Here is a 10,925-nt window from a genome sequence, read left to right as displayed (position 1 = left end):
GCGCGGTGCTGGAAACGCTCGGCGTGCAGGACGTGGTCGGCAAGTCGGTCGGTTCGTCCAACCCCTACAACATGGTGCGTGCGACCTTCGAGGCCCTGAAGGCCCAGTCGTCGCCGCGTCAGGTCGCGGCCAAGCGCGGCAAGAAGGTCTCGGATGTCATCGGCCGCCGCGCCGACGGCGCCTCGACGCCTGCCGCCGACACCGCGGACGTCGAAGGATAATCTGACATGGCCACCAAGTCCGAAGCCAAGATCACCGTTCGCCAGACCGGCAGCCCGATCCGCCGCCACAAGGATCAGCGCGCGACGCTTTCGGGCCTTGGCCTGAACCGCGTCGGCCGGGTCTCGACGCTGGAAGACACCCCTTCCGTGCGTGGGATGATCGCCAAGGTCGCCCACATGGTCGAGGTGGTGAAGGACTAAGCGCCTTCGCCGACCCACCGAATCTACATCAGCCGAGTCAGGGCCCTCTGGACCTGGCGATCGATCTCCAAGGAGAGGCGCATATGACCAAACTCAACGAACTTTCCCCGCGCGAGGGCTCCACCAAGGGCCGCATGCGCGTTGGCCGCGGCCCGGGTTCGGGCAAGGGCAAGACCGCCGGTCGTGGTGTGAAGGGCCAGAAGGCGCGCTCCGGCGTCGCCATCGCCGGCTTCGAAGGCGGCCAGATGCCGCTGCACATGCGCATGCCCAAGCGCGGCTTCAAATCCCGCAACCGCCTGGACTTCGCCGAGGTGAACCTGTGGCGCCTGGAGCAGGCGATCGCCGCCGGCAAGCTCGACGCCAAGCAGGCCATCGGCGCCGACGAGCTGCTCAAGGCCGGCGTTATCCGCCGCGCCAAGGACGGCGTGCGGCTGCTGGGCAAGGGCGAACTCACCACCAAGCTCGAGATCACCGTCTACTCCGCCTCCGCTTCGGCGGTCGCCGCGGTCGAGAAGGCCGGCGGCAAGGTCACCACCACCAAGAAGGAAGCTCCGGCCGCCGAGGCCTGAGCTCGGCCTGCGACTATTCCGGCCTCGCATGCGGGGTCGGTACGTCCTATTTGATCGAGACCTAGAGTCAGGCTCATCAAGAGTCAGGGGATTTGGTGAATGGCTTCGGCCGCTGAACAACTCGCAGCCAATCTGAACGTCGAGGCCTTCTCGAAGGCCACGGAGCTGCACAAGCGCCTGATCTTCACGATGGTGGCGCTGATCGTCTATCGGATCGGCTGCTACATCCCGATCCCCGGCATCAACATGTCCGCGTTCCTGCAGGCCTTCCAGGGTCAGGCGGGCGGCGTGCTCGGCATGTTCAACATGTTTTCCGGCGGCGCCGTGCGGAACATGGCGGTCTTCGCGCTGAACGTGATGCCCTACATCTCGTCCTCGATCATCGTGCAGCTGATGGGCACGATCTATCCGCCCTGGGAGAAGCTGCGGAAGGAAGGCGGCGAGGCGGGGCGCAAGCAGCTCAACCAGTACACCCGCTACCTGACCGTGATCCTGGCCCTCTTCCAGTCCTTCGGCATCGCCATGGGCCTGCAGGCCGGGCAGGGGATCGTCGACAATCCCGGCATCTTCTTCACCGTCTGCACGGTGGCGACTCTGACAGGCGGCACGCTGTTCCTGATGTGGCTCGGCGAGCAGATCACCAGCCGCGGCGTCGGCAACGGCGTCTCGCTGATCATCTTCGCCGGCATCGTGGCGGTCTTCCCGCGCTATATCCACCAGGCGACCGAGCTGGCGCGCACCGGCGCGATGAACGGCGGCGCGCTCTTGGTGATCCTGGCGCTGGTGATTGCGGTGACCGTGGCCATCGTCTTCATGGAGCGGTCGCAGCGACGGCTCCTGGTTCAGTATCCAAAGCGCCAGGTGGGCAACCGGATGTTCGGCGGCGACACCTCGTTCCTGCCGCTGAAGATCAACACCTCAGGCGTCATCCCGCCGATCTTCGCCTCCTCGCTGCTGCTGCTGCCGGCGACGGTGATGGGCTTCGCGGCCAATGCGAACCTGCCGTCGTGGCTGCAATGGCTGCCGGGCGCGGTCGGCCAGCTGCAGCACGGCCGGCCGGCGTTCATGGTGCTCTACGGCGCCCTGATCATCTTCTTCTGCTTCTTCTACACCTCCGTGGTGTTCAACCCGGAGGACACGGCCGAGAACCTGCGCAAGTACGGCGGCTTCATGCCCGGCATCCGGCCCGGTAAGCGCACGGCGGAATATCTCGACTTCGTCCTGACCCGCCTGACGGTGATCGGCGCGGCCTATATCGCCGTCGTCTGCCTGCTGCCGGAAATCCTGATCGGCTACTACAACGCCCCCTTCTACATGGGCGGCACCTCGGTCTTGATCGTTGTCAGCGTCACCATGGACACCGTGACCCAAATCCAGTCACACCTCCTGGCGCACCAGTATGAAGGCCTGATCAAGAAGTCGAAGCTGCGGGGCAGTCGCGGCCGCTAGCGGGAATCATCGCAGGCTCCGCCAAGAGGGCCGGCGACGGGAGGGCTGATGAATCTGATTTTGTTCGGGCCGCCGGCGGCGGGGAAGGGCACCCAGGCCAAACGCCTGGTCGAGACCCGCAAGATGGTCCAGCTCTCCACCGGCGACATGCTGCGTGCGGCCATCGCCTCGGGCTCGGAGCTCGGCAAGCGGGTGGCCGGCGTCATGGAGCGCGGCGAGCTGGTCACCGACGAGATCGTCATCGAGCTGATCGAGCAGCGTCTGCCTGAGGCCGAGGCCGCCGGCGGCGCCATCTTTGACGGCTTTCCCCGCACCCTGGCGCAGGCCCAGGCGCTGGACGACATGCTGAAGCAGCGCGGCTCCGGCATCGACCTGGTGATCCGCCTGAAGGTGGACGATCAGGCGCTGATGGACCGCATCGCCGGCCGTTTCGCCGAGAGCGGCCGCCCGGACGACAATCCCGACAGCTTCAAGGTGCGTCTCGGCGCCTACAACGACCAGACCGCGCCGCTGCTGCCCTACTACGCGGGGCAGGGGAAGCTGGTGGAAGTCGACGGCATGGGCTCGATCGAGACCGTGGCCGCCGGCATCGACAAGGCGCTGGACGCCTAGCGCTAGACGGCGCCTTTCGCGAACGCGTCGATCGCCGCCAGATGCGGGGCGACTTCCGCCGGCGTCAGGAACGAGCCGGTGAAGCTGTTTTTGGCCAGGGTGACGAGCTCACTGCGGGTCAGGCCCACGGCCGCCGAGGTCTGGATCCAGTTTTCCGCCAGGTAGCCGCCGAAGTAGGCCGGGTCGTCGGAGTTGACGGTGGCCTTGAGGCCAAGGCCCAGCATCCGCTTCAGAGGGTGGACCTTCAGGTCGTCGACCACGCAGAGCCTGAGGTTGGAGAGCGGGCAGACGGTGAGCGTCATGCCGGACTTGGCCAGGCGCTCCACGAGGCCGGCGTCCTCCAGGCTGCGGTTGCCGTGGTCGATGCGGTCGACGCCCAGGACGTCCAGGGCCTCCCAGACGTATTCCGGGGGCCCCTCCTCGCCGGCGTGGGCGACCAGATTCAGGCCGCGCGCGCGGGCCTCGCGGTAGACCTTGGCGAATTTCGAGGGCGGGTGGCCGAGCTCGGAGGAGTCCAGGCCGACGCCCACGATGCGGCTGAGCCAGGGCTCGGCGGCCTTCAGCGTGGCGAAGGCGGCGTCCTCGTCCAGGTGACGCAGGAAGCAGAGGATCAGCTTGGAGGTGATCCCGAGGCTGGCCTTGGCCTCGGCCATGCCGGAGAGCAGGCCCTCGACGGCCACCGAAAAGGGCAGGCCGCGGTCGGTGTGCGTCTGCGGATCGAAGAACAGCTCCACGTGGCGGCAACCGTCGGCGGCCACGCGTCGGAAGTAGGCCATGGCCAGGTCGTGGAAGTCCTGCTCGGTCTGAAGGACCGCCGCCCCCTGGTAATAGATGTCCAGGAAGTCTTGCAGGTTGGAGAAGGCGTAGGCTGCGCGCACCTCCTCCACGGTCCTGAACGGGAGGCTGACACGGTTTCGCCGCGCGAATTCGAACATCTGCTCCGGTTCGAGACTGCCCTCGATGTGCAGATGCAGTTCGGCCTTGGGCAGGCCGCGGATGAACTCGGAGTCGGTGATCATGGCCCGACTTTGAGGGGCGGCAAGGCGGCCCCGTCAAGCGCGCAGGCAGCTCAGCGGACGACGGTTGCGCCCTTCGCCTTGTAGACGACCCCGCCCTTCATCACGAAAGCCACGTGCTCCAGGACCGTCACGTCCTTCAGCGGGTCGGCGTCGACGGCGATGATGTCGGCGTAGCGGCCTGGCTGGACGGTGCCGATGTCCTTGGTGTCGCCAATCAGGTCGGCGGCGTTCCAGGTGGCGGCCTTGATGGCCTCCATCGGCGGCATGCCGGCGTTGACCATGAGCTTGAACTCCTGGGCGTTCTCGCCGTGGTTGGACATGCCGAAGGTGTCGGTGCCGAAGGCGATTTTCACGCCGGCCGCATAGGCATCGTGCAGGTTCTTCAGCATGGTGGGGATCACCTCGAAGGTCTTGCGGACCGTGTCGGGGTTCAGGTCCTCGGGATGGGCCTTGGCGTGCTCATAGATCTTGGCGCCCACCAACTGGGTCGGGACGAGATAGGTCCCGTGCTCCTTGAAGAGCGTGTAGCTCTCGGCGTCGGCATAGGTGCCGTGCTCGATGGAATCGACACCCAGCGCGATGGTGTGGTCGATGGCCTGCTTGCCGTGGGCGTGGGCGGCGACCTTCATGCCGAGCGAGTGGGCCGTCTCGATGATCGCCTTGATCTCGTCGTCGGCCATCAGCTGGATGGCGGGATTGTCGCCGATCGAGGCGACGCCGCCGGAGGGCATGATCTTGATCAGGTCGGCCCCGTCGCGGCGCAGGGTGCGCACGGCCTTGCGGCCGGCCTCAGGACTGTCGACGAGGTTTTCGGTCCAGTGCGGGTGCTCCAGTTCCGGATCCAGGCCGTTGGCGTCGTCGCCGTGGCCGCCGGTGGGGCTAAGCGGCTTGCCGGCCACCCACAGGCGCGGGCCGGGGATGACGCCGGCGTTGATCTGCCGCTTCAGGGCGACGATCACCTCGGTCTCGGCGCCGCAATCGCGCGCGGAGGTGAAGCCGGCCAGCAGGGTGTCGCGGGCGTAGTTGGTGGCCTCGATGGCCTCGTCATAGCCGGTGTGGGTCACCGCGGTGTGGATCGGGTCGCCCTTGTGGAAGCCCTGGGTGATGTGGACGTGGTCGTCGATCAGGCCCGGCAGGACCGTCGAGGCCGAAAGGTCGATCACCTCGGCGCCCTTCGGGGCCGTGAAGCCGTCCTCAACCGCGATGATCCGGTCGTCATGGATGACGATGGTGACCTTCTCGCGCACCGCCTTGCCGGTCCCGTCGATCAGCCGCCCGGCGTGGATCGCCAGGTCCTTGGCCGCCGCCGGCGAGCCCGTCAGCGCCAAAACGGCCGCAAAACCAGCGGCCGCCATCATCCTGTTACGCAAATTCATCAAAAGCTCCCCCGAATCGCCCGCGATCTGAGGGCGCCGAAGGACCCCGCGCAAGCCCGGCTTCGCCGCCGCAATTGCATCCTTGGGCGTCTTCATGCTTTCCTTAGGCGTCCCCAGGCAGAGTCGAGGGGCGTTATGAGTACGGACCCGGGCGGGGGAGCACCCCTTGCGCCCGTGCTTTTCCGTTCATAAATGGGCGTTTCCGTTGTTGACGGACCGCCAACGATCCCTATAACGGAGCGCTTCCGCGAAAGAGCGCGAAGGACGAACCGGCTTGACCTTCGGGGCGAGGGGCCGGGGCGCCGTTCGCGCTTCTCTTGCGTGACCAGGAGAGATCGACACGTGGCCCGTATTGCTGGCGTCAACATTCCGACTAACAAGCGCGTGGTGATCGCGCTTCAGTACATCCATGGGATCGGCCCCGCGAAGGCTCGCGAGATCGTCTCCAAGGTGGGCATCGAGGACGCGCGCCGCGTCAACCAGCTCACCGACCAGGAAGTTCTGCAGATCCGCGAGACCATCGACCGCGACTTCACCGTCGAGGGCGACCTGCGCCGCGAGACCGCGGTCAACATCAAGCGCCTGATGGACCTGGCCTGTTACCGGGGCCTCCGTCACCGCAAGGGCCTGCCGGTCCGCGGTCAGCGCACCCACACCAACGCCCGGACCCGCAAGGGCCCCGCCAAGCCGATCGCCGGCAAGAAGAAGTAAGAGAGCTTATCTCCGATGGCCAAGGAACCGGGTCGCGTCAAACGTCGCGAACGCAAGAACATCACGTCGGGCGTGGCGCACGTGAACGCCTCGTTCAACAACACCATGATCACCATCACCGACGCCCAGGGGAACACCATCTCCTGGTCCAGCGCCGGCATGATGGGGTTCAAGGGGTCGCGTAAATCGACGCCCTACGCCGCCCAGATGGCGGCCGAGGACGCGGGCCGCAAGGCTGCCGAGCACGGCGTGAAGACCCTGGAAGTCAATGTTTCCGGCCCCGGTTCGGGCCGCGAGTCGGCGCTCCGCGCCCTGCAGGCCGTCGGCATGACCATCACCACCATCCGCGACGTGACGCCCATTCCGCACAACGGCTGCCGGCCGCCCAAGCGCCGGCGCGTCTGAGTAACGAAGTACCTAATTCCCTGCGCCGGACCGCGTTGGCGGCCGGCGATCCTGCGTTTTCAAGGGACACCTAATCCGTGATCGAAAGAAACTGGAACGAGCTTATCCGTCCCGAGAAGCCGCAAATCGAGACCGGCGCCGACGCGAACCGCAAGGCGCGTCTGGTGGCCGAGCCCCTCGAGCGCGGGTTCGGCGTGACGCTGGGCAACAGCCTGCGCCGCGTGCTTCTCTCCTCCCTGCAAGGCGCGGCTGTGACCGCCGTGCAGATCGACGGCGTCGTACACGAGTTCTCCTCGCTTGAGGGCGTGCGCGAGGATGTCGTCGACATCGTGCTGAACATCAAGCAGCTGGCCGTGCGCATGCACGCCGAGGGCCCGAAGCGGATGACGCTGCGCGCCACCGGCCCGGGCGTGGTGACCGCCAGCCAGATCGAGGCGCCCTCGGACATCGAGATCCTCAACGGCGACCACGTGCTGTGCACGCTGGACGACGGGGCCCAGGTGCGCATGGAATTCACGGTCCAGACCGGCAAGGGCTATGTCCCCGCCGAGATGAACCGTCCGGAAGACGCCCCGATCGGCCTGATCGCCGTCGACGCCCTCTATTCTCCGGTCAAGCGCGTCGCCTATCGCGTAGAGCCCACCCGTCAGGGCCAGAGCCTCGACTACGACAAGCTGATCATGGAAGTCGAAACCAACGGCGCGGTCACGCCGGTGGACGCCGTGGCCTACGCCGCGCGCATCCTCCAGGACCAGCTGCAGATCTTCATCACCTTCGAAGAGCCGAAGAAGAAGGTCGAAGGCGAAGCCAAGCCGGAGCTGCCGTTCAACCCGGCGCTGCTGAAGAAGGTCGACGAGCTCGAGCTCTCGGTCCGCTCGGCCAACTGCCTGAAGAACGACAACATCGTCTACATCGGCGACCTGATCCAGAAGACCGAAGCCGAGATGCTCCGGACCCCGAACTTCGGCCGCAAGTCCTTGAACGAGATCAAGGAAGTTCTGGCCGGAATGGGTCTGCACCTCGGGATGGACGTGCCCAACTGGCCGCCCGAGAACATCGAAGAGCTGGCGAAGAAGTTCGAAGACCAGATGTAAGAAGTCCTCCGCGCCGACTCCGGGGCCGCTTCGGCGGCCCGGGCCCGATGAAGCCGCAATCGCGGTGAAGGGCCCCGGCGCTTCGCACTGACCCAGGCGGGAGCAGGCTGGGAATTGATTAGGTCGGACGCATTCCCAATGACTAGGGAGCGTCCCTGGTGGGCCAGGCGGCCCAGGAGATATCGAGATGCGTCACGGTTCCGCGCACCGCAAACTGGGGCGGACGTCCGCCCACCGGACGGCCATGTTCGCCAATATGGCGGCGAGCCTGATCAAGCACGAGCAGATCGTGACCACCCTGCCGAAGGCCAAAGAACTGCGCCCCTTCGTCGAGAAGCTGGTGACGCTCGGCAAGCGCGGCGACCTGCATGCGCGCCGTCAGGCGATCAGCCAGGTCCGCGACGTCGAGCAGGTCGGCAAGCTGTTCGGCGTGCTGGGCCCGCGCTACGCGGAGCGCAACGGCGGCTACATCCGCGTGCTGAAGGCGGGCTTCCGTCACGGCGACAACGCGGCCATGGCGGTCATCGAGTTCGTGGACCGCGATCCGTCCGAAAAGGGCAAGGATAGCGGCCCGGTCGCAGAGACCTACGGCGACTGAGCCGATCGGCCAACCCGCTGAATTCGAAAGCCCCGGAGCGAACCTCCGGGGTTTCTCTTTTTGCGTGCTGAAATGGACTTGCCGCACAGCCCCGCTACGGTTGCGGTCATGACCCGACTCCTTCGCTACCTGGCGCTGGCCGCTTCCTTGGTTTTCGCCGTCGCGGCCCCGCCGGCGCTCGCCCAAGCGCCCAGACCCGCGTCACTGACCATCCTGGTCTCCATCGACGGCTTCCGCGCCGACTACCTGCTACGCGGCAAGACGCCGGCGCTGGCCGCCATGGCCGCCGATGGCGTGCGCGCCACCGCCATGAGGCCCTCGTTCCCCAGCATCACCTTCCCGAACCACTACACTCTGGTGACCGGGCTGCGGCCGGACCAGCACGGCATCGTCGACAACACCATGGAGGACCCGGCCCGACCTGGGGTCGTGTTCCGGCTCAATCGGCCAGATGTGGTTCACGATCCAATCTGGTGGGATCAGGCCGAACCCTTGTGGGTCACCGCCGAGAAGCAGGGGGTGAGGACCGCCACGATGTTCTGGCCCGGCTCTGACGCGCCGATTCGAGGCGTCCAGCCGCACGACTGGCGATTGTTCGATAAAAACGTTTCGAGCGTGGACCGCGTGGATCAGGTGCTGACCTGGCTCGATCGCCGGCCGCCCGAGCGGCCGCGGTTTGTCACCCTCTACTTCAACGCCGTGGATTCTGCCGGCCACAGCGGCGGGCCGGACTCCGATCTCGTCGACAAGGCCCTGGTGGATACTGACGCGGCCCTGGGCATGCTGCTGCGCGGCCTGCAGACGCGGGGCCTGCTGGAAACCACCGATCTGGTCATCGTCGCCGACCACGGCATGGCCGCCACCTCGCACGAGCGGGAGGCCTATTTGGCGGACCTGATGCCGGCGGCGGATTTCCACGCCGTCTCGCTGGGAGCCATGGCAGGCGTGCGGGCCGAACCGGGCCACGAGGACGAGGTGGCTCAGGCGCTGCTCAAACCCCACGACCACATGACCTGCTGGAGGAAGGCCGATGTCCCCGAGCGCCTCCACTACGGCCACAACCCGCGTGTGCCGCCTTACGTCTGTCTGGCCGAAATCGGCTGGGTGATCGGGGCGACCAACAATGGCTACGCCACGCCGAAGGGCGAGCACGGCTATGACCCCTCCGATCCCCAGATGGCGGCCTTGTTTGTGGCTCACGGTCCTTCGTTCAGGCATGGCGTGGTGCAGCCGGCGTTCGACAACGTCGATGTCTATCCGCTGCTGGCGGCCCTGATCGGCGTGAAGCCGGAGCAGAATGACGGCCACCTGGCCGACCTGGCGGGCGCTCTGGCGAAATAGGCCTATCCGGGGCAGCCTGTCCGCATGGATCCCGAAGCCCAGATCGAGAGCTTCATCGCCAAATATTCCGATCCCATCGCCGCGGAGATCCGTGCGGCGCGGGCGGACATGCAGCGGCGCCTGCCGGGGGCGGTCGAGCTCGTCTACGATAACTACAATGCCCTGGCGATCGGCTACGGCGCGTCAGAGAAGCTGGAGGACGTGGTGTTCTCCATCGCCTGCTTCCCGCGTTGGGTGCGGCTGTTCTTCTTCCACGGCGCCGATCTGAACGACCCGGATGGACTGCTTGAGGGGCAGGGTGCGCAGGTCCGTAGCCTCAAGCTGCCCGATCTCACCGTGCTGGACGACCCGAAGGTGCTGGCGTTGATGGCGCAGGCCCTGGCCAATGCACGGCCCATTGACGCCACTCGGCCGTCGCGCAGCATCGTCAAATCGGTCTCGCCCAACCAACGCCGCCGGCGGCCTTGACGAGGTAGTTGCGATATGCGTTAAATATTGGCGTATACGACAAGGATTAAATCATGGCCGGCGAGCCGATATTCAAACCCACGGCCTTCTATCGCGATCCTCTAGCCGCGCTGAAGTGGCTCGAGGCGGCCTTCGGCTTCGAGACGACGACCCTGGTGACTGAGCCTTCTGGCCGGGTCGGCTATTCGGAAATGAGTTTCCACGGCGGGTCGGTCAGCATCAATCCGGAGTTCTCCAGTCCGATCATCGGCGAGGCGCGCATGGTCAGCCCCCTCTCTGTCGAAGGCCGCGGCACCCAGTTCATCCGTGTGCACCTGGCCGAGGGGCTCGACGAACATTGCGAGCGGGCGCGGGCGGCCGGGGCGAGGATCACCGACGCCCCGTCCGATCAGTTCTACGGCGAGCGCACCTATCGGGCCCTGGACCTTGAGGGCCACATCTGGACCTTCGCCCAGCCGGTCACGGCGCCCAGTATCGCTCAGATGGAGGAGGCCAGCGGCCTGAAACTCTCGACGTCCCTGAAGGAGGCTGGTCATGGCTGACCCGTTTCCAAGCCTTTCGTCGGCGGCCTGCTACGTCGATCCTCGCGCGGCTCTGGCTTGGCTGGAGCGGGCCTTTGGCTTCGAGGTCTTCATGCTGATCGAGGACGCTGAGGGAAACATCGCCCACTCCGAGATGCGTTTCGGCAACAGCGCGGTGATGGTCGGGAGCGAATGGAGCGCCGACCACAAGAGCCCCAGGTCGATCGGCGGCAAGAACACCCAGACGGTGCATATCCAGATCGATACCGACATCGACGCCCACTGCGAGCGTGCGCGCGCGGCGGGCGCCGAGATCATCATGGAGCCCCAGACCCAGTTC

At 66.3% G+C, this 10,925-nt stretch carries 14 protein-coding genes and 1 pseudogene; 13 read left to right on the top strand and 2 right to left on the bottom strand.

Going from position 1 to position 10,925, the window contains the following annotated elements; all coding sequences use genetic code 11:
* From E8A12_RS06875 to E8A12_RS06855, 5 genes and pseudogenes are all read left to right on the top strand, one after another.
* Window positions 1-221 (top strand): annotated as a pseudogene (locus E8A12_RS06875) (30S ribosomal protein S5); the annotation flags it as partial.
* 6 nt (window positions 222-227) lie between these two features.
* Window positions 228-422, top strand: coding sequence for a 50S ribosomal protein L30 (rpmD, locus tag E8A12_RS06870; RefSeq protein WP_293367177.1), 195 nt, complete (start codon window positions 228-230; stop codon window positions 420-422).
* Between the two features lie 83 nt (window positions 423-505).
* Window positions 506-991: a 50S ribosomal protein L15 gene (rplO, locus tag E8A12_RS06865; RefSeq protein ID WP_293367176.1), complete on the top strand. Its 486-nt coding sequence runs from the start codon at window positions 506-508 to the stop codon at window positions 989-991.
* Between the two features lie 99 nt (window positions 992-1,090).
* A complete protein-coding gene (secY, locus tag E8A12_RS06860) occupies window positions 1,091-2,440 on the top strand; it encodes a preprotein translocase subunit SecY (protein WP_293367175.1) in 1,350 nt (449 codons plus the stop codon).
* Window positions 2,441-2,488: 48 nt separating this feature from the next.
* The gene (locus E8A12_RS06855) at window positions 2,489-3,052 is read left to right on the top strand and encodes an adenylate kinase (RefSeq protein ID WP_293367174.1); all 564 of its coding nucleotides are present in this window, start codon (window positions 2,489-2,491) and stop codon (window positions 3,050-3,052) included.
* Window positions 3,053-3,054: 2 nt separating this feature from the next.
* Here the strand turns inward: E8A12_RS06855 and E8A12_RS06850 are convergent, their stop codons facing one another.
* A complete protein-coding gene (locus tag E8A12_RS06850) occupies window positions 3,055-4,071 on the bottom strand; it encodes an adenosine deaminase (RefSeq protein ID WP_293367173.1) in 1,017 nt (338 codons plus the stop codon).
* 50 nt (window positions 4,072-4,121) lie between these two features.
* Window positions 4,122-5,447 (bottom strand): amidohydrolase family protein, encoded by a 1,326-nt coding sequence (locus E8A12_RS06845; RefSeq protein WP_293367172.1) that lies wholly within the window; start codon window positions 5,445-5,447, stop codon window positions 4,122-4,124.
* Window positions 5,448-5,789: 342 nt separating this feature from the next.
* Between E8A12_RS06845 and rpsM the strand changes: the two genes are divergently transcribed.
* The 8 genes from rpsM to E8A12_RS06805 all read left to right on the top strand — a co-directional run.
* Window positions 5,790-6,158, top strand: coding sequence for a 30S ribosomal protein S13 (gene rpsM / locus E8A12_RS06840; RefSeq protein WP_293367171.1), 369 nt, complete (start codon window positions 5,790-5,792; stop codon window positions 6,156-6,158).
* A gap of 15 nt (window positions 6,159-6,173) precedes the next feature.
* Window positions 6,174-6,563, top strand: a complete 390-nt coding sequence (gene rpsK, locus E8A12_RS06835; protein WP_293367170.1) for a 30S ribosomal protein S11 — start codon at window positions 6,174-6,176, stop codon at window positions 6,561-6,563.
* Window positions 6,564-6,640: 77 nt separating this feature from the next.
* The gene (locus tag E8A12_RS06830) at window positions 6,641-7,657 is read left to right on the top strand and encodes a DNA-directed RNA polymerase subunit alpha (protein WP_293367169.1); all 1,017 of its coding nucleotides are present in this window, start codon (window positions 6,641-6,643) and stop codon (window positions 7,655-7,657) included.
* Between the two features lie 187 nt (window positions 7,658-7,844).
* A complete protein-coding gene (gene rplQ / locus E8A12_RS06825) occupies window positions 7,845-8,255 on the top strand; it encodes a 50S ribosomal protein L17 (RefSeq protein ID WP_293367168.1) in 411 nt (136 codons plus the stop codon).
* A gap of 108 nt (window positions 8,256-8,363) precedes the next feature.
* Entirely contained in the window at window positions 8,364-9,596 is a 1,233-nt protein-coding gene (locus tag E8A12_RS06820; protein WP_293367167.1) for an ectonucleotide pyrophosphatase/phosphodiesterase, read from the top strand.
* A gap of 24 nt (window positions 9,597-9,620) precedes the next feature.
* Entirely contained in the window at window positions 9,621-10,064 is a 444-nt protein-coding gene (locus tag E8A12_RS06815; RefSeq protein WP_293367166.1) for a DUF1801 domain-containing protein, read from the top strand.
* Window positions 10,065-10,117: 53 nt separating this feature from the next.
* A complete protein-coding gene (locus tag E8A12_RS06810) occupies window positions 10,118-10,606 on the top strand; it encodes a VOC family protein (RefSeq protein ID WP_293367165.1) in 489 nt (162 codons plus the stop codon).
* The coding region (locus tag E8A12_RS06805; protein ID WP_293367164.1) for a VOC family protein at window positions 10,599-10,925 on the top strand (327 nt) is incomplete at its 3' end. The genes E8A12_RS06810 and E8A12_RS06805, both read left to right, overlap by 8 nt.

Origin of the sequence: Phenylobacterium sp. (assembly GCF_004799395.1) — a bacterium.
GTDB lineage: Bacteria > Pseudomonadota > Alphaproteobacteria > Caulobacterales > Caulobacteraceae > Phenylobacterium.
Note: the sequence above shows the minus strand (reverse complement) of the source record. Positions and strands in the feature narration are given on the sequence as shown.

What these genes read in the sequence shown, in the direction of transcription:
- rplQ (WP_293367168.1), top strand. Translation starts at nt 7,845, where the DNA reads ATGCGTCACGGTTCCGCGCACCGCAAACTGGGGCGGACGTCCGCCCAC.
- E8A12_RS06820 (WP_293367167.1), top strand. Translation starts at nt 8,364, where the DNA reads ATGACCCGACTCCTTCGCTACCTGGCGCTGGCCGCTTCCTTGGTTTTC.
- rpmD (WP_293367177.1), top strand. Translation starts at nt 228, where the DNA reads ATGGCCACCAAGTCCGAAGCCAAGATCACCGTTCGCCAGACCGGCAGC.
- rpsK (WP_293367170.1), top strand. Translation starts at nt 6,174, where the DNA reads ATGGCCAAGGAACCGGGTCGCGTCAAACGTCGCGAACGCAAGAACATC.
- E8A12_RS06845 (WP_293367172.1), bottom strand. Translation starts at nt 5,447, where the DNA reads ATGAATTTGCGTAACAGGATGATGGCGGCCGCTGGTTTTGCGGCCGTT.
- rplO (WP_293367176.1), top strand. Translation starts at nt 506, where the DNA reads ATGACCAAACTCAACGAACTTTCCCCGCGCGAGGGCTCCACCAAGGGC.
- secY (WP_293367175.1), top strand. Translation starts at nt 1,091, where the DNA reads ATGGCTTCGGCCGCTGAACAACTCGCAGCCAATCTGAACGTCGAGGCC.
- E8A12_RS06855 (WP_293367174.1), top strand. Translation starts at nt 2,489, where the DNA reads ATGAATCTGATTTTGTTCGGGCCGCCGGCGGCGGGGAAGGGCACCCAG.
- E8A12_RS06815 (WP_293367166.1), top strand. Translation starts at nt 9,621, where the DNA reads ATGGATCCCGAAGCCCAGATCGAGAGCTTCATCGCCAAATATTCCGAT.
- E8A12_RS06850 (WP_293367173.1), bottom strand. Translation starts at nt 4,071, where the DNA reads ATGATCACCGACTCCGAGTTCATCCGCGGCCTGCCCAAGGCCGAACTG.
- E8A12_RS06810 (WP_293367165.1), top strand. Translation starts at nt 10,118, where the DNA reads ATGGCCGGCGAGCCGATATTCAAACCCACGGCCTTCTATCGCGATCCT.